General features: G+C 64.4%; 15 protein-coding genes and 1 tRNA gene. 10 read left to right on the top strand and 6 right to left on the bottom strand.

Features of this window, described 5'->3' with window-relative positions; translation table 11 throughout:
- Positions 1-199 precede the first annotated feature (199 nt).
- From ACNJX9_RS16590 to ACNJX9_RS16570, 5 genes are all read left to right on the top strand, one after another.
- Positions 200-943, top strand: coding sequence for a hypothetical protein (locus tag ACNJX9_RS16590; protein ID WP_439409557.1), 744 nt, complete (start codon positions 200-202; stop codon positions 941-943).
- Between the two features lie 104 nt (positions 944-1,047).
- A complete protein-coding gene (locus ACNJX9_RS16585; RefSeq protein WP_283809584.1) occupies positions 1,048-1,176 on the top strand; it encodes a hypothetical protein in 129 nt (42 codons plus the stop codon).
- 23 nt (positions 1,177-1,199) lie between these two features.
- Complete coding sequence (locus ACNJX9_RS16580; RefSeq protein WP_439409556.1) at positions 1,200-3,080, top strand: caspase family protein; 1,881 nt, start codon at positions 1,200-1,202, stop codon at positions 3,078-3,080.
- A gap of 14 nt (positions 3,081-3,094) precedes the next feature.
- A complete protein-coding gene (locus ACNJX9_RS16575) occupies positions 3,095-4,948 on the top strand; it encodes a caspase family protein (RefSeq protein WP_439409554.1) in 1,854 nt (617 codons plus the stop codon).
- A gap of 82 nt (positions 4,949-5,030) precedes the next feature.
- On the top strand, positions 5,031-5,759 hold the full coding sequence (locus ACNJX9_RS16570; RefSeq protein ID WP_439409553.1) for a PaaI family thioesterase: 729 nt from the start codon (positions 5,031-5,033) through the stop codon (positions 5,757-5,759).
- On the opposite strand, the gene ACNJX9_RS16565 is transcribed toward ACNJX9_RS16570, so the two are convergent.
- Positions 5,665-5,883 carry a DUF3126 family protein gene (locus tag ACNJX9_RS16565; RefSeq protein ID WP_007602550.1) on the bottom strand — a complete coding sequence of 73 codons (219 nt, stop codon included), beginning with the start codon at positions 5,881-5,883 and terminating at the stop codon, positions 5,665-5,667. The two genes, ACNJX9_RS16570 and ACNJX9_RS16565, sit on opposite strands and share 95 nt — an antisense overlap.
- A 125-nt stretch (positions 5,884-6,008) precedes the next feature.
- Positions 6,009-6,833, bottom strand: a complete 825-nt coding sequence (gene cysE / locus ACNJX9_RS16560) for a serine O-acetyltransferase (protein WP_057740949.1) — start codon at positions 6,831-6,833, stop codon at positions 6,009-6,011.
- A 287-nt stretch (positions 6,834-7,120) separates the two neighbouring features.
- On the opposite strand from cysE, the gene ACNJX9_RS16555 reads away from it, so the two are divergent.
- Positions 7,121-8,485, top strand: a complete 1,365-nt coding sequence (locus tag ACNJX9_RS16555; protein WP_057740946.1) for a hypothetical protein — start codon at positions 7,121-7,123, stop codon at positions 8,483-8,485.
- Here ACNJX9_RS16555 and ACNJX9_RS16550 read toward each other — a convergent pair.
- On the bottom strand, positions 8,471-9,226 hold the full coding sequence (locus ACNJX9_RS16550) for an alpha/beta fold hydrolase (protein WP_271618005.1): 756 nt from the start codon (positions 9,224-9,226) through the stop codon (positions 8,471-8,473). The two genes, ACNJX9_RS16555 and ACNJX9_RS16550, sit on opposite strands and share 15 nt — an antisense overlap.
- 35 nt (positions 9,227-9,261) lie before the next feature.
- Complete coding sequence (locus ACNJX9_RS16545; RefSeq protein WP_057740944.1) at positions 9,262-10,398, bottom strand: hypothetical protein; 1,137 nt, start codon at positions 10,396-10,398, stop codon at positions 9,262-9,264.
- Between the two features lie 308 nt (positions 10,399-10,706).
- On the opposite strand from ACNJX9_RS16545, the gene ACNJX9_RS16540 reads away from it, so the two are divergent.
- Together ACNJX9_RS16540 and ACNJX9_RS16535 are read left to right on the top strand one after the other, a co-directional pair.
- The gene (locus tag ACNJX9_RS16540; RefSeq protein ID WP_007602543.1) at positions 10,707-10,952 is read left to right on the top strand and encodes a zinc-finger domain-containing protein; all 246 of its coding nucleotides are present in this window, start codon (positions 10,707-10,709) and stop codon (positions 10,950-10,952) included.
- Between the two features lie 19 nt (positions 10,953-10,971).
- Entirely contained in the window at positions 10,972-12,174 is a 1,203-nt protein-coding gene (locus ACNJX9_RS16535; RefSeq protein ID WP_439409552.1) for an FAD-dependent monooxygenase, read from the top strand.
- 18 nt (positions 12,175-12,192) lie between these two features.
- On the opposite strand, the gene ACNJX9_RS16530 is transcribed toward ACNJX9_RS16535, so the two are convergent.
- Entirely contained in the window at positions 12,193-12,603 is a 411-nt protein-coding gene (locus tag ACNJX9_RS16530) for a twin-arginine translocation pathway signal (protein WP_439409551.1), read from the bottom strand.
- 786 nt (positions 12,604-13,389) lie between these two features.
- On the opposite strand from ACNJX9_RS16530, the gene ACNJX9_RS16525 reads away from it, so the two are divergent.
- Both ACNJX9_RS16525 and ACNJX9_RS16520 read left to right on the top strand, forming a co-directional pair.
- Positions 13,390-13,478 (top strand) — tRNA-Leu (locus ACNJX9_RS16525).
- Between the two features lie 451 nt (positions 13,479-13,929).
- Positions 13,930-14,376, top strand: a complete 447-nt coding sequence (locus tag ACNJX9_RS16520) for a hypothetical protein (RefSeq protein ID WP_439409550.1) — start codon at positions 13,930-13,932, stop codon at positions 14,374-14,376.
- A 404-nt stretch (positions 14,377-14,780) separates the two neighbouring features.
- Here ACNJX9_RS16520 and ACNJX9_RS16515 read toward each other — a convergent pair whose 3' ends face one another.
- Positions 14,781-16,103, bottom strand: a complete 1,323-nt coding sequence (locus ACNJX9_RS16515) for a hypothetical protein (protein ID WP_439409549.1) — start codon at positions 16,101-16,103, stop codon at positions 14,781-14,783.
- Positions 16,104-16,392: the final 289 nt, after the last annotated feature.

The raw sequence follows: 16,392 nt of genomic DNA, 5'->3' as shown, positions 1-16,392 counted from the left end.
AGGACCCTTCCTGTGACAAATAGTGCCGGTTAACGCTACATTATCCTTAAGCGAAGGTTAACGCCGCCGCCCGGCCTGCGCAGAGCCCCCGCCGCTCCCGGCAGCCCGGAGCCTTCCGTCAAATCGCCGCCACGTGGCATATTCGCCGGTGATTCGTCGGCCATCGGCCGACCGGCCCCGGATCCCTTTGCGCGACCTCATGACGGTGTTTTCGGCAACCTCCCCACGCTCTTCCAGGACGAATGCCAAGATGAGCGCCAAGATGAGTGCAAAGGCGCGTGCCCGGACCCATCTCGTCCCGCTCGCGCTCACCGGTGTGTTCGCCGCGAGCGCGATCGGGCTGGTGGCCTATCTGTTGTGGCCGACCTGGAGCACGGGCGGCACTGACGCGCCGGACAAGCTGCCCGTCAGCGTCGGCGGCACGCTGTTCAACCTGCCGATCTCCGCGATCCGGATGAAGATCCAGCGGCACTCCGGACCGCAGGAGCGCATCGACCTCGACTTCCTCTATCCCTCGCTGGAGGCACCGAGCGGGCCGACGCATGTCACCGCTGATACCGTCGACACGGCGATGCAGCCGATCGACCGCATCTTCCTGTCGATCGCGGCGCATCACGATGCGCTCTCGCCCGAGCAGCGGACGACGACGATCTATCCGCGCTATCTCGACCCGTCAGCGAGGATGCCGGACGACGGGTTGACGATGCGCTCCTTCCGCAGCGACACGCCCTATGACGGCGAGGATCTGTATTCCGCTGGCTCCCCCGCACTCACCGCGCGATGCATGCACGATGCAGCCACGCCCGGCATGTGCCTGTCCGAGCGCCGAGTCGGCGGCGCCGACCTCACCTTCCGCTTTCCGCGCAGCTGGCTGTCGCAATGGCGCGGCGTTGCGGAAGCGATGGACAAGCTGACCGCGCAGCTGCGCGGGCCGAAGGGCTGAGCGCGGCCGCCGCGACACGAACTCGAAAACAACCCCATGCACAGTAGCCAGGCGGCTGTCCCCGGCTTCTGATTTTCAATATTTCGCATTTTTCGAAATTTCCCTTGACGCCGTCGCCCGAAACAGGGCATGATGGGCATCATGGAGAAATTGATTTCGATGGCGCGGTGACCGGCAATGTGACTGATGTCACAGACCGCAAATTGCATTTCGCCATGCTGCGGATAATCTGAGACTATTGCATTCGGGGGCTGGAATGCAGATTCGGCTGTTCGGTTGGTTAATTGCTGCGGCTTGGCTTGCGACCTCGTTTGGGACCGGCTCTGCGCTGGCCGCCGAAAAACGCGTCGCGCTGGTGATCGGCAATTCGGCCTACAAGAGCGCCCCGCGGCTCACCAACCCGGTGAACGATGCCACCCTGGTCGGTGGCATGTTCAAGACGGCCGGCTTCGACAATGCCGATGTCAGGCTCGACCTCAACGCCTCCGACATGCGCAGGGCGCTGCGCGAGTTCGCGAGCCGGACCCGCGATGCCGACGTTGCCGTCATCTACTATGCGGGGCACGGCATCGAGCTCGACGGCACCAACTACCTGATCCCCACCGACGCCGCCTTGGAGACCGATACCGACGTCCTTGATGAGGCCTTCCCGCTCGACCGGGTGCTGTTTGCGATCGAGCCGGCCAAGCAACTGCGCCTCGTCATCCTGGATGCCTGCCGCGACAATCCCTTCGCCAAGACCATGAAGCGGACGGTCGCCTCGCGCGCGATCGGCCGCGGCCTTGCCAAGGTCGAACCGACCAGCCCGAACACCATGATCGCGTTCGCGGCGAAGGCGGGCTCGACCGCCTCGGACGGTGATGCGAAGAACAGCCCGTTTGCCACCGCGCTGGTCGAACGCCTGCCGACGCCCGGGCTCGATCTGGGCAAGGCCTTTCGATTCGTGCGCGACGACGTGCTCAAGGCCACCGGCAACAAGCAGGAGCCCTTTGTCTATGGCTCGCTCGGCGGCGATGACGTGTCGCTCGTTCCGGCGAAGCCGATCGCGGCTGGACCGCAGGCAAATCCCGACAGCGAAATCCGGCGCGACTACGAACTGGCCCTTCAGATCGGTACCCGCGACGTATGGTCCTCTTTCATCAACCGCTACCCAAGCGGCTTCTATACCGACCTTGCCAAGGGCCAATTGAGCAAGATTGTCGCCGAAGAAACCCGGGCCGCCGCCGCGGAAAAGGCGAGGCAAGCCGAGGACGAGAAGTCTCGGCTTGCCGCCGAGCGGGCCAAGAAAGCCGAACAGGACAAGGCCGCTGCGACCGCTAAGGCCGCCGAGGACGCACGGCTAGCGGCGGAGAAGGCCAAGCAGATCGAAGAGGCCAAGGCGGCCGCAGCGGAACAGCGCAGAAAGGATGCCGAGGCGGCCGTTGCCAAGGCACTGGCCGACAAGCAGGCCGCCGAGAAGGCGCTCGCCGACAAGATCGCGAGCGAAAAGGCCGCTGCCGAGCTGGCCGCGAGGCAGGCTGCGGAGAAGGCGCAGCGCGACGGCGAGCAGAAGGTCGCGGCCGTGGCCCCAACCCAATCGCCCTCCTCTCTCTCGCCGCAAGAGACCGCAAAACTGATTCAGTCCGAGCTGCGTCGGGTCGGCTGCCTCGCGGCCGCGGCCGATGGCGACTGGAATGCGTCGTCGCAGCGCTCGCTGACGCTGTTCAACAAATATGCCGGGACGAAGTTCGATGCCAAGCTCGCGAGCTTCGAGGCGCTCGACGCCATCAAGGCCAAGCCGGGCCGGGTCTGCCCGCTGGTGTGCGATCACGGCTTCAAGGCCGATGGCGATGCTTGCGTGAAGATCGCGTGCCGTGCCGGCTATCGCGTCAATAACGATAACGAGTGCGAGAAGGTGCCGGATAAGAAGCCCGTGGCAACGCGCGATGATGCCAAGCCGCGGGACGATGAGAGAAAAAAGAGCGAGGCCACACCCGCTAAGCCGCAGGCAACCGGGCAGATCTACTGTGGCCAGGGTGGTTGCAGGCCGGTCCGGCCCGGCTGTCACCTCGAAGTCCTAGGTGGGCCTGCGGTCCTCGCTCGGGGCTCCAACAATGCAGGCGGCGCTGCCGGTTCCAGCGTCGAAGTTTGCAATTGAGAACGAGGGCTGCAATGGGCGCGCTCCGGTTTCTTGGTTTGCTCGTCCTCTCTGCCTGGCTCGGGTGCGGCTCGGCGCACGCCGAGAAGCGCGTCGCGCTCGTCATCGGCAATTCGGCCTACAAGAACGTGGCGAAGCTCGCGAATCCTGCGAACGATGCCGCTCTGGTCGGCGGCATGTTCAAGAAAGCCGGCTTCGATGCGATCGACGTCAAGCTCGACCTGAACGTCGTCGACATGCGCAAGGCGCTGCGCGAATTCGGCAGCAAGGCCCGCGAGGCCGACGTCGCGGTGGTCTACTACGCCGGCCATGGCATCGAGCTCGACGGCACCAATTATCTGATCCCGACCGATGCCGCCTTGGAGACCGATACCGACGTCCTTGATGAGGCCTTCCCGCTCGACCGGGTGCTGTTTGCGATCGAGCCGGCCAAGCAACTGCGCCTCGTCATCCTGGATGCCTGCCGCGACAATCCCTTCGCCAAGACCATGAAGCGGACGGTCGCCTCGCGCGCGATCGGCCGCGGCCTTGCCAAGGTCGAACCGACCAGCCCGAACACCATGATCGCGTTCGCGGCGAAGGCGGGCTCGACCGCCTCGGACGGTGATGCGAAGAACAGCCCGTTTGCCACCGCGCTGGTCGAACGCCTGCCGACGCCCGGGCTCGATCTGGGCAAGGCCTTTCGATTCGTGCGCGACGACGTGCTCAAGGCCACCGGCAACAAGCAGGAGCCCTTTGTCTATGGCTCGCTCGGCGGCGATGACGTGTCGCTCGTTCCGGCGAAGCCGGTCGCGGCTGGACCGCAGGCAAATCCCGACAGCGAAATCCGGCGCGACTACGAACTGGCCCTTCAGATCGGTACCCGCGACGTATGGTCCTCTTTCATCAACCGCTACCCAAGCGGCTTCTATACCGACCTTGCCAAGGGCCAATTGAGCAAGATTGTCGCCGAAGAAACCCGGGCCGCCGCCGCGGAAAAGGCGAGGCAAGCCGAGGACGAGAAGTCTCGGCTTGCCGCCGAGCGGGCCAAGAAAGCCGAACAGGACAAGGCCGCTGCGGCCGCTAAGGCCGCCGAGGACGCACGGCTAGCGGCGGAGAAGGCCAAGCAAATCGAAGAGGCCAAGGCGGCCGCAGCGGAACAGCGCAGAAAGGATGCCGAGGCGGCCGTTGCCAAGGCACTGGCCGACAAGCAGGCCGCCGAGAAGGCGCTCGCCGACAAGATCGCGAGCGAAAAGGCCGCTGCCGAGCTGGCCGCGAGGCAGGCTGCGGAGAAGGCGCAGCGCGACGGCGAGCAGAAGGTCGCGGCCGTGGCCCCAACCCAATCGCCCTCCTCTCTCTCGCCGCAAGAGACCGCAAAACTGGTTCAGTCCGAGCTGCGTCGGGTCGGCTGCCTCGCGGCCGCGGCCGATGGCGACTGGAATGCGTCGTCGCAGCGCTCGCTGACGCTGTTCAACAAATATGCCGGAACGACGTTCGATGCCAAGCAGGCGAGCCTCAACGCGCTCGATGCCATCAAGGCAAAGTCCGGCCGCGTCTGCCCGCTGGTGTGCGACCACGGCTTCAAGGCCGATGGCGATGCTTGCGTGAAGATCGCGTGCCGTGCCGGCTATCGCGTCAACGACGGCAATGAATGCGAGAAGGTGCAGGACAAGAAGCCAATCGCGACACGCGAGGACGCCAAGCCGAGGGACGCTGATCGCAAGCAAAAGGAGAGCGCACCGACCGCCCCGCAAGCGAAATCTTCCGGTCAGATGTACTGCGGACCAGCAGGATGCCGTCCAGTCAGGAGCGGATGCAGATTGGAAGAGGACCGACTTGGCCGTAACACTGCACTAAGTTCTGGCCGCATGCTTGAGGTATGCAACTGATGGCCGGCCTTGTCGAGCCGGACACGGCATGGAGCCTGCTTGATACGCTTCCTGGTGAAGACGGCCGTGACCGATATGAGCGATGCAACTGCCAACATGCCACCACGCCGAGCTGCTTGGACGCGAATGGCTCGGCTTCGACGACGCCGGGCAAGCGTTGATCCGCTTTCAGGCGCAGGTCGCGTTCACCAACAGGCACGGCACCATTCAGGGCGGATTCCTGGCGGCGATGCTGGACTCCGCGACCGGAGTTTGCGCTCTTGCAAAGCTCTCGCCTGACCTGACCGTGGTCACCAGCAGTCTGGATACGCGCTTCCACGGCGCGGCTGCGCATTCTGGCAAGGAAATAGGCTATGGGGCCGCAGAGCCCACGGCTTCAGATCTATCATCCGTCATTGCGAGCGCAGCGAAGCAATCCAGAATCCCTCCGCGGAAAGACTCTGGATTGCTTCGCTGCGCTCGCAATGACGATGTGGAGAAAGCGTGTGCCCCCGAACACCATCAGCGCGTCTACGCGCGTCTTCGACGCGCTATGGCAGCGTCCCTACGACGGTGCGCTGCAGAGCCGGGGCTGGGGACGGGGATAGTGGGACTCGCAGAGAGTCCCCCTCACCTGAAATCCGCGCTGCGCGCGCATTTCGACCCCTCCCCGCATCCGCCTTCGCCCGAAGGCGGGCTTCGGCGGACAAGAGCGGGGCGAGGTGAAGGAACAACGACTATTCCTGGTCGACCAGATCGTCCTCGAGGATCGCCATCTGGAACTGGAACGAGCGATCATCGTCCTCGTCGTCGACGAAGAGGACGCCGATGAACTCTTCGCCGATATAGACCTCGGCGGAATCGTCCTTCTTCGGCCGCGGCACGACGCGGATCTTGGGATTGCCGAATACGCGCTTCAGATACGCGTCCAGCTTTCTGACTTCTTTGACGTCCACGGCAAGTCTCCGATCGAAATTGGTCGGCCGCGTTTTAGGACGAGACGCGGCGAACCGCCAGCATGAATTGCCAAAGAATGTGGGGACGAAAGGGCCGGCGAATCCGACCCTCAGGAAACGCAGGCTTAAAGTCCCATCGCGTTGATCATCTGGTCCATGGTCCGCGACGGCTCGGCGCAGCCGGCCTCGCCGACGATCTTGGCCGGCACGCCGGCGACCGTGACGTTGTGCGGCACGGGCTTGACCACGACGGAGCCTGCCGCAATGCGCGCGCAATGGCCGATCTCGATATTGCCGAGGATCTTTGCGCCGGCGCCGATCAGCACGCCATGACGAATCTTCGGGTGACGGTCCTCGTTCTCCTTGCCGGTGCCGCCGAGCGTGACGCCGTGCAGGATCGAGACGTCGTCCTCGATCACAGCCGTCTCGCCGCAGACGAAGCCGGTGGCATGGTCGAGGAAGATGCCGCGGCCGATGCGCGCGGCTGGATTGATGTCGGTCTGGAACACCGCGGAGGCGCGGCTCTGCAGATAATATGCAAAGTCCTTGCGGCCCTTCAGATAGAGCCAGTGCGCCAGGCGATGGGTCTGGATCGCATGAAAGCCCTTGAAGTAGAGCAAGGGATCGATGAAGCGCGAGGTCGCGGGATCGCGGTCGTAGACGGCGACGAGATCGGCGCGGAAGGCGTTGCCCAAATCAGGGTCCTCGCGCAGGGCCTCGTCATAGGTCTGGCGCACCAGGTCGCCCGACAGCGCCGAATGATCGAGCCGGTCGGCGAGACGGTGGATCACGGAATCCTCGAGGCGGCTGTGATGCAGCACGGTCGAGTAGATGAAGGTCGCAAGCTCGGGCTCGCGGTGGACGATGTCCTCTGCCTCGCCACGGATCCGGTCCCAGATTGGATCGAGCGAAGCGAGCTTTCCTCCCGGATTGACCTGATGCACTGCCATGATTTTCTCTTTGGGATCTGCTGTTCGAATAGGCTGGTTTTGTTGGCCTTATAGCACAGTGTAGGCGACAAAGTCCTGACGGGCTTGCCTGAGAGTGAACTGCGCCTTGCTTCGCGGAAGCACGCCAACGCATTGAAACACAACAGATTCTTCTGGTGCCCCCAGGCCGCAAGGTCGGCTTGAAATGGTCAGAGTCTTGCCAAATTCAAGCCTGACGGCGTCAAACTATTGGTGAATTTCGTCCCGACCCTCATCGCGGGCATGGTCCTGACGACCACGGAGCCGTTTTGAGCATCATCACCGAACAATCGCGCGCACGCGCCGCAGGGACGCTTTGGCTGCGGCTGGCGGCGGTGGCTCTGCCCCTGCTCATGATCGCGCCGGCGTTCTGGAACGGCTATCCGCTGTTGCAATGGGATACCGGCGGCTATCTGGCGCGCTGGTACGAGGGCTATCTCGTCCCCAGCCGCTCGACTGTGTTCGGCCTCTATCTCCACTATGGCGAGAGCTTCGGATTCTGGATCAACCTTGCGATCCAGTCGCTGGTCACATTGTGGCTGTTGCAACTTACCTTGCGCGTCCTCTCGATGATGCAGACGGCCCGCTTCGTCGCCATCAGCCTGCTGCTGATCGTGTCGACGGCGCTGCCCTGGCTCGCCAGCATGCTGCTCACCGACATCTTCGCCGGGCTGTCGGTGCTGTCGCTGTTTCTGCTGATCGTCGGCGGCAGCCGCATCTCGGGGTTCGAGAAGGCCGCGCTGTTCGTCTTCACCGCTTTTGCGGCCGCAACCCATAGCGCCACGCTCGGCGTGCTGCTCGGGCTCTGCGCCGTCGGCTGGATGGTGCGGCCGCTTCTTGGGCCCCGTCTGCCGATGTCAGGTCTTGCCCAGGCGAGCCTGACCATCGTCGCGGGCAGCCTGATGCTGATCGCGGCCAACCACGCGCTATCAGGCAAATGGGCCTGGACGCCCGGCGGCACCGGCGTCGCCTTCGGCCGCATGATGCAGGACGGCATCGTTGCGCGCTTCCTCAACGACCATTGCCCGCGCGAACACTTCAAGCTCTGTCCCTATCGCAACGAATTGCCTGATACCGCCGACGAATTCCTGTGGGGCAAGAGCATGTTCAACACGCTCGGCCGCTTCGACGGGCTGGGCGACGAGATGGGCACCATCGTCGAGCGATCGCTCGCCGACTATCCGGCCTGGCAGCTAGGCGCCGCGCTGCGGGCGATGGGCCGGCAATTGCTGCATGTGGCGACCGGCGAAGGCGCCAGTGTGTGGATCCCGCACACCTACGGCATCATCGAGCGCTATATCCCGGCGCAGGTCGCGCCGATGCGGGCGGCGCGCCAGCAGAACTGGGAGCTCGATTTCGACACCATCAACCGGCTGCACGTGCCCGTCGCGCTGGTCTCGATGCTGGGGCTGCTCGCGCTGCTGGGACACGCGCTCGCCTGTCGCCGGCTCGACGACCTGACGCTGCTGGCGGCGACCGTGACGCTGGCCCTGCTCGGCAACGCCTTCATCTGCGGCGTGATCTCGGGGCCGCACGATCGCTACGGCGCCCGCATGGTCTGGCTTGCGACCTTCGTGGTGCTGATGGCGCTGTTTCGCGCATTCGGCGACGAGGAGACGTCACCCTCGGCGTGACAGGAAATCCAGCACGCCCGATTTGTAGACCTTGTCGCCGACCGCGCGCATGTGATCGCGGCCGGGAATATCAAGCACTTCCGATCCCGGGATGATCGCACCTAACGCGCTGGCAGAACCCGCAACGTCATCGGTCGAGCCGACCGCGATCAGCACGGGCACGTCGATCCGTGCGGCCTCTTGCCTCGTCATGAGATCGCGCGTGCCACGCAGGCAGGCGGCCAGCGCCACGCGGTCGGAGCGGGTCTGGTCCGCAAACGCACGAAAGGTGCGGCCGACGGGATCGCTGACGTCGTCGAGCGAGGGCGCCTCCAGCGCCTTGGCGACGTTCTCGCCAGGACCTGTGCCCTCGATCAGGCCGCCGATGCCGATGCCACCGAGGATCGCCGAGCGCAGGCGCTGCGGCTCATTGAGGCCGAGCCAGGCCGTCATCCGCCCGCCCATCGAATAGCCCATGATGTCGGCCTGCGGGATGGCGAGATGATCCATCAGCGCCAGCACGTCGCCGGCCATGGTCGGAATCGAATATTGCGCGGGATCGTAGAGCTTGGCGCTCTCGCCATGGCCGCGATTGTCCAGCGCAATGACCCGGCGGCCGTTCTTGCGCAGCTCCGAGACCCAGGTCGGATAGACCCAATTCACGTTCTTGCTGGAGGCAAAGCCGTGCACCAGGATGATCGGGTCGCCCTCGCCTTCGTCGAGATAGGCAATTTCAACGGCGCCGTTGTGAAAGCTCGGCATCAGCAGGTCCACAATGTTGCAGGGGAAGTTCGATCTTAGGCGGTCGGGACCGCGCTGGCCAGAGCAGCCTCGGCTGCAATCTGCGCCCGGCGAAGCCGCCGGGCCCTCTTCCGATCGCACCATGCCTGCGTCAGGCGCTCCGTGGTCGCCTTGATCGAGGATATTAGGCCGAACAGCGTCAGCGCCGCGCCGAACAGCCACAGCGTCAGATCGAACGCGCCGCCGACGAGCAGCAATGCACCACGCCCCAGCACCTTCATGATCGCGCGCGTCTTGCCGCCCTGCGCTTCCGCCAGCCGCGCCGCGCGCGCGACATCCTTGGGCCCTTCGGCGATGCGCAAGCTCTCCATGGCACCGCGCGTGCCTGATTTCTCGGCGACGCGCGTGACGTCCTTGCCGAGCCGGACCAGCGCACCGGCCTTCTCGACGCGGAATGCGGCCTTGATTGCGCTCACGGTCTCACCCGGGCGGAACACCGAACCCTTGGCGACCGCGTTCTGCAGCATCGGTGCGTCGACCACCTCGCGCGCGGACCGGCCGGCCCATGCGGCGAGACCCTCGCCGAGCCGCCCGACCTTGCGGGCATCCTTCACCAGCGTCAGCCCGGCACGAACGGGCGCGGCGCCGCCGGCGGACACGTAGGTCACGGCGGTGACCGCAAGACCTGCGGTGGCAAGCCCGAGCACCAGGCGATCGGTATCCTCACCCATCGCAAGATGCTTGCCCTCGCGCACGACGTCCCTGATATCGCCGATCACGAAAAGATCGCCCGCGACCGTCCCTGACAGGCTCGCGACATCATCGGCATTGCCGGTGACGAGACCGCTGGCGAAGCGCTTGGCGAAATGCGAGGTGGAATTCTCGATCTTGACCGCGTCGCTGACCCTGCTCAGCACATCGTCGGGCAGCGCGATGTTGCGATCACGCGCGAGCGCGACAAAGCTGTCGGCGAGATCGGCATCACCAGCCCTCAGCGCAGCCTCGATATTGTCCTGAACCAGGCGATCGTTATGCGCGAGGGCCTCATCGAGCTTGAGCTCGGACAGCGCCGCGGGATCATCCTGTGCGGCGAGAATGGCGCCGGCCTGCCGTGCATGCGGTGCTACCTGCGCGAGCACAAGGCTGCATGCAGCAATTCCTGCCAATGCGGAGCTGATTCGCAGCCACTTCATGCTGAAAGCCGGGACATTGGCAGAATCATTTTGCGCCTGACGGTTCGTCTTTCGTCGCAATTTCGCGTGTCCGAGAGAGATAGTATGCCAAAATTGCGACACAACGTCCCCGACGAAAGAAGGGCTTCTCTGAGGCGACAAGATTGTGTCGAATTTGCATGAGCAAATGAGCATGGGGCAATTGCGAACCTTTCGGTTCCGTCGGGCTAGCAATCACTTGCACCCATCAGTATGGTCCGCGGCGTCGATAATATGCCGCGTCACTGCTGATTGTGTCTGCCGCCATTGCCACTCCAGGATGAACTACGATGTCCGACCATGTCGTCCCGCACTTCCATAACGATGCCGGTGTCCCCGTCATCGAGATCGGCTCGCAAGAGTTCATGTGCGTCGGCGCCAACCCTCCGTTCGATCATCCGCACGTGTTCCTGGACCTCGGCAACGACAACGAGATCATCTGCCCGTATTGCTCGACGCTGTACCGCTTCGCCGCCGACCTGAAGGCAGGCGAAGCCCGCCCGCCCGAATGCGTCTTGAAGGACAAGGTGGCCTGACCGCTTCCTTCGGTCAGGGGTGGCCCTCCCGCGAACGATCGTCATTGCCGGTGCCGGGATCGGAGGATTGACGGCTGCGCTTGCGCTCGCTGAGCGCGGGTTTCGCATCGTCGTGCTGGAAAAGGCCGAGCGGCTCGAGGAGGTCGGTGCGGGCCTGCAGCTCTCCCCCAATGCCAGCCGCGTGCTGGTCGAGCTTGGTCTCGCCGACCGGCTCAAGCTGCGCGCCGTGGTTCCGGAAGCGGTCTCGATCATGAGCGCGCGCGCCGGCGGCGAGCTGTTGCGGATGCCACTCGGCGAAGCAGCATCAGCGCGCGCCGGGGCCCCCTATTGGGTGGTGCACCGCGCCGACCTGCAATCGGCGCTCGCGGGTGCTGTCGCCGATCATCCCGATATCGATCTGAAGCTGGGCGCGACCTTCGAGGATGTCGCCCCCCACGCCAAGGGACTGACGGTCGTGCATCGCAGCGGCACCATCAGGCGCAGCGATCTTGCCAGCGCGCTGATCGGCGCCGACGGCATCTGGTCGACGGTGCGCCAGCATCTGTTTCCCGAGGTGCAGCCGCGCTTCGCCGGGCTAATCGCCTGGCGCGGCACGCTGGATGCCACGCAATTGCCGAAGGATTTTACGGCGCGGCGGGTGCAGCTCTGGATGGGCGCGAATGCGCATCTGGTCGCTTACCCCATCGCGGGCGGCCGCCAGCTCAACGTGGTGGCGGTGCTGCCGGGCACCTGGAACAGGCCTGGCTGGAGCACGCCGGGCGATCCCTTCGAGCTGATGGAGGCCTTCGCCGCGCCGCGCTGGCCGGCGACGGCGCGGATGATGCTGGCCACCGTCGACAGCTGGCGCAAATGGGCGCTGTTCGGCGTGCCCGACGGATGCCCCTGGAGCCGGGGCCCGGTCGCGCTGCTCGGCGATGCCGTGCATGCGATGCTGCCATTTGCCGCGCAGGGAGCCGGCATGGCGATCGAGGATGCGGCCGTGCTCGCCCGGCATCTGAGCCTCGAGGGCGCCGAGGACGCGGGCAGCGTCGCCGCAGCGCTGACGCAATATGGCGAGGCGCGTCAGGCCCGTGTCAGGAAAGTGCAGCGGACCGCGCGGCAGCAGGGCCGCATCTATCATCTGGGCGGTGCCTTCGCGCTCGCGCGTGATCTCGTGATCCGCGCGCTGGGACCCGAGCGCATGCTGGCGCGGCAGGACTGGATCTACCGCTGGCGTCCGTGATGCGAACGCCGCGGCACGTTAGCGCTTCGGCGCGGGCTTGATGTCCGGCCGCTGAGGTGCGGTGGTCGCCGGCGTCATATTGGGCGGCGTTTCCCGGCACCGGTTGCGGCGCCAGGCGTCTTCGGCCAGCTGCGCCGAGCCGCGGACCGCGACGTAGTCATTGCGATAGGCCAGCTCGGACACCACAGCGCCACCGGTCCCGGTCTCGGCCTTGTCCATCAGCCTCTGCAAATCCGCGGTACGGGTGGCGAGCAACTTGCGCTCCGCCTCGAGCTGCTTGCAGTCGTACAATTCGTATTTGGCGGGATCGGCGAAGGCCGGAGCGATGGTCTCGCTCATGCCGGCACAGCCTGATAGCGCGAAGCCGGCCACGACCAGCGCGGCAACCGCGCAGGGCGCGCGCAAGGAAGAGAAAGGCGAAGCAGGCATGGGTCGCAAAATAGTCCTTCGTGAATTGAGAATGCCTAAAGCAGGGCCAGATGTCCGGATTGAGGCTTTGCCTTGTGCCCCGGCTCGCTCAAGGAAGCCCCCTGTGCGGCCGAAGCGCCAATTCCAGACGGCTGGACGGGGCTTAAATGTTTGATCTCGTTGGATCAAGCGGCATGGCGGAATTGGTGGACGCAAGGGATTTAAAATTCAGCACGATCCGAAAACAGCCCGGCACATTGTCGGCGCAGCCGGCACCGATCTCGCCCTAGCACCCCGTCTTTAGAACGTGCCCGATTTCGATTGGTGTGCAGTCCTCTTTGCTCGCAGCCCTGATCTCGATCACCACCAAACACGTAACCAGGGCGAAGAGAGCCACGCCCACAACAAACACTTTCATTGCATTCCAAATCCTGCATTCCGGCGCGGCTTCTGCCGCAACCCTTGGGCGAGCGCCATCCTGCCGCTGGTACGGTGGTAAACGAGCCGCATCACGTTGACGTGTATTCGACGCGCAGGCCGTACGCCAAACAGGGGACGACGCTACCTATCGGGACTTCGACGCTCGCCAATCAAACCGGCACAACGACAAGGCGCAGCTCTACGCGTTCGACTGCCTGGCGCTTGATTGCTGGCGCGCAACGTCGGCCTGCGCGGGCAGACCAATTTCGACAGCAGTGCGCTATCGCGCCCGCAAGAACAGCAAATGGGTGAACCTGTGTCTAACCGGAGGGTTTTTCCGTCGAACGGGTTGCCCTCCGCGCCGAAACATCGTTATAGATCAATCATGCGGGCATGGCGGAATTGGTAGACGCAAGGGACTTAAAATCCCTCGGCGCGCAAGCGCTGTGCCGGTTCGATTCCGGCTGCCCGCACCACCTGCTCCGGCTTTGCCGGCTGCGCCTGCAGCATGATCCAGAAGCACACGAGCGCGATTCCCAGCTGATCAAAGCCATCTATGAAGACATAACCCGTGATCGACGCCAGCGCCGGGAGGCCGATCGCGATCGTCAGGACCACGGCAAGCCCGACCGTGGGAAGATCGACAACGAGAATGGCGGCGTAGAGCGCGACATCGAAGAAGGCATATTCCTTCAGCCGCGGCGCGCAGAGGTAGAGCGCATACATCGCCAGCACGACGAGGCGCATGGCCGCGACGGGATGCTCAATCAGCCAGCGGTCGAACCCCTTCAAGGCTGATCTTGCGTCGGCCGGCCGGCGCGCAGCAACCATGCGCCAGACCGTAACGGCGAACGGCGCGATCACGAGCGCCACCGCAGCGAAGCCATAAAGCAAGGCGACGACCAGCTTGCTGCCGACGAGTCCGAGATGGTCCGCGAGAGTGAGCGCGAGGAACAGGAGCGACGGATTGACGTCGTTACCTGGCGAATGTTGCCCCGGGATCTGGCCGGAGATCGCGCTCAGCCAGCTCGGAAACAGGTTCGCGTAAAACACCGCCGAGATCAGAATCGGCAGCGCGAACGCGCCGGCCGCAACCGCAATCAGCAACAGCTTGCGCGAACGCCGCAGCGGCAAGAGATAGAGCGCAGCGAGGATCGGACAGTAGACCAGCTTGAACGAGGTCAAAAGGCCGAGCAGCGCAGCCCCGGCAAATTGCAGCAGCAAGCTCTTGTTCCCCTGCCCGTTGCAGCGGGCCGGACGCAGCAACAGCGCCAACGCCACCGAGGTCAGCAGGCCGCTCAGAATCGCAAAATTGCCGGTCGCCAGAATCCATTCCAGCCCAACGAATCCGCCCAGCACGAAGATGAGCCGTAACGCGCTATCGCGGAGGCTTCGGCGGCTCCCGCCGAGGCCGGGCAACGCCAACGCGCACAGGATGGCAAGAACGACATAGATGGCCTTGTAGTGGGCAACCAGGACGCCGCCGGCACAGAGCGGACGAAACGCGTCCAGCGTCACGGGCAGATAGGGATAGGAATACTTCGTGTCCTTGAGGTTCTTGATGAAATAGGGATCAAGCCCGGCGATATACGCATCGACGGCGGCGCAGTTCACCCGCGCGTCCCAGCCGAAGGTCTCGTCCATGCCGAGATAGATCGCGGTGGCGGCAGCAACCAGCATGGCCGTGATCACGATGAGGCGGGTCAGCCAGTTCGCGCCTGGCGCGCCTGTCGCATGTGGCCGCCCCGTGGCGGCGATGGATGTAGCACCGCCGCTGTTCATGGCACCAACTCTTCCCGATCGTCGCGCGCCGGCATGCCGTGAAAATCGAACAGCATGGTCCAAAAGCAAACCAGCGCGATGGCGAGCAGAGCGAAGCTGCCCTCGAACGCAATGCCGGCAATCGATGCCAGCGCGGGGATGGCTATGGCGACGGTCAAGACCATGGCGAGCGCCGGCGTCGAAAGATCGACGACGAGGACGGCAAGATAGAGCGCCAGCTCGAAGAAGGCATATTCCTTGATGCGCGGCGAGCACAGATAGAGCGCGAACATCGCAAGCACGGTGACGCGCATGGCCGCTTGCGGGTGATTGATCAGCCAGCGGTCCAGCTCTGCCAGGAATGATGCTCTCACGGCGGCAATTCCAATCCCGAGCGCGCGCAGCAACACCAGGACAAACGGTGCGATCACGAGCGCGCATGCGGCAAGCGCGTAGATCGCGAACTCGATCGGCCTATCGTCCGCGAGCCCGATATGGTCCATGAGTTTCCGCGCAACCAGAAGCAGCGATGGATTGATCTCCTCCAGATGGACCGAATGCTGGTTCGGAATCTGTCCCTTAATCGCGAGCAGCCAGCTCGCGAACAGCTCCGGATAGAACACCACCGAGATCAGGATCGGTAGCACGAAACCGAAGCCGGCCACCGCGAGAAGAGCGAGTTTCCGGGCCCGTCGCAGCGGCAGGAAGTAAACTGCAGCCAGGACGGGGCAGAACACCAGCTTGAACGACATGACAAGACCGAGCAGCGCAGCGCCGGCGGCGCGCATCTTGAAGCGCCTGTTGTCACCCACTCCCGCATGGAGCAACAGCGCCAGCGCGACCGCCGTCAAGACGCCGCCCAGAACCGCAAAATTGCCGGAAGCCAGCACCCATTCGAAACCAACGAATGCACCGAGCGCACAGAGGACCTTGAGGCCGACATCGCGCAAACAGGCACGCGAGCTGCGTAGTCCAGGAAGGAGCAAGCCGCAGAGCGCCGCGAGGACCAGATAGAGGCCCCTGTAGTGATCGACCAGAAGGCCGCCTGCGCAGAACGGACGGAACGCGTCGAGGGTCGCCGGGAGATAGGGATAGGAGTAGGAGGTGCCCTTCAGGTTCTTGACGAAATAGGGGTCGAGCCCCGCGACATGCGCATCGACTGCCGCACAATTGACGCGGGCGTCCCAGCCGTAGCCCGTACCCAGCGCCGTGTCGTTGGCAAGATTGTAGAGCGCCAGCAGGGTGACGATCGCGATCAGCGAACCAAGCCAGACATTCCGCTTCGCCGCCGTGTCGGCCGACGGTCCGAACCATCGTGTCGCACCTGTGACGTCGGACACCGCAAAACCTGTCTGCTGCTCGAGTTCTCCGGCGCCTGATCCGGCGTCCAGTCAGCACACAGTGGACAGCATAGTGTTGCCGATTCATCTCCCCAGACGGTTGTCGCCGCTGTTATGGTGAATCCCTGGTTTCCAACTTCGGCAGCGGACGGCAGCTCAATCTGAGGCTGGTCCATCGCGATCTCGATTATGTCGAGACCGCCGGCCTGATGGAGCTGGACCTCGTCGAGCGGGCCCGGCGCCCGCGCTGACGCCGGCCGCAGCCACCCGCGCCGTCTTCACCATTTAT

Origin of the sequence: Bradyrhizobium sp. BLXBL-03 (assembly GCF_051853015.1) — a bacterium.
In the GTDB taxonomy this organism is placed as follows: domain Bacteria; phylum Pseudomonadota; class Alphaproteobacteria; order Rhizobiales; family Xanthobacteraceae; genus Bradyrhizobium; species Bradyrhizobium manausense.
Note: the sequence above shows the minus strand (reverse complement) of the source record. Positions and strands in the feature narration are given on the sequence as shown.

Excerpts from the sequence above, each read along its gene's own strand:
- ACNJX9_RS16575 (WP_439409554.1), top strand. The coding sequence starts at position 3,095 with ATGGGCGCGCTCCGGTTTCTTGGTTTGCTCGTCCTCTCTGCCTGGCTC.
- ACNJX9_RS16570 (WP_439409553.1), top strand. The coding sequence starts at position 5,031 with ATGCAACTGCCAACATGCCACCACGCCGAGCTGCTTGGACGCGAATGG.
- ACNJX9_RS16540 (WP_007602543.1), top strand. The coding sequence starts at position 10,707 with ATGTCCGACCATGTCGTCCCGCACTTCCATAACGATGCCGGTGTCCCC.
- ACNJX9_RS16530 (WP_439409551.1), bottom strand. The coding sequence starts at position 12,603 with ATGCCTGCTTCGCCTTTCTCTTCCTTGCGCGCGCCCTGCGCGGTTGCC.
- cysE (WP_057740949.1), bottom strand. The coding sequence starts at position 6,833 with ATGGCAGTGCATCAGGTCAATCCGGGAGGAAAGCTCGCTTCGCTCGAT.
- ACNJX9_RS16520 (WP_439409550.1), top strand. The coding sequence starts at position 13,930 with ATGGTCCGCGAGAGTGAGCGCGAGGAACAGGAGCGACGGATTGACGTC.
- ACNJX9_RS16550 (WP_271618005.1), bottom strand. The coding sequence starts at position 9,226 with ATGCCGAGCTTTCACAACGGCGCCGTTGAAATTGCCTATCTCGACGAA.
- ACNJX9_RS16590 (WP_439409557.1), top strand. The coding sequence starts at position 200 with ATGACGGTGTTTTCGGCAACCTCCCCACGCTCTTCCAGGACGAATGCC.
- ACNJX9_RS16580 (WP_439409556.1), top strand. The coding sequence starts at position 1,200 with ATGCAGATTCGGCTGTTCGGTTGGTTAATTGCTGCGGCTTGGCTTGCG.
- ACNJX9_RS16545 (WP_057740944.1), bottom strand. The coding sequence starts at position 10,398 with ATGAAGTGGCTGCGAATCAGCTCCGCATTGGCAGGAATTGCTGCATGC.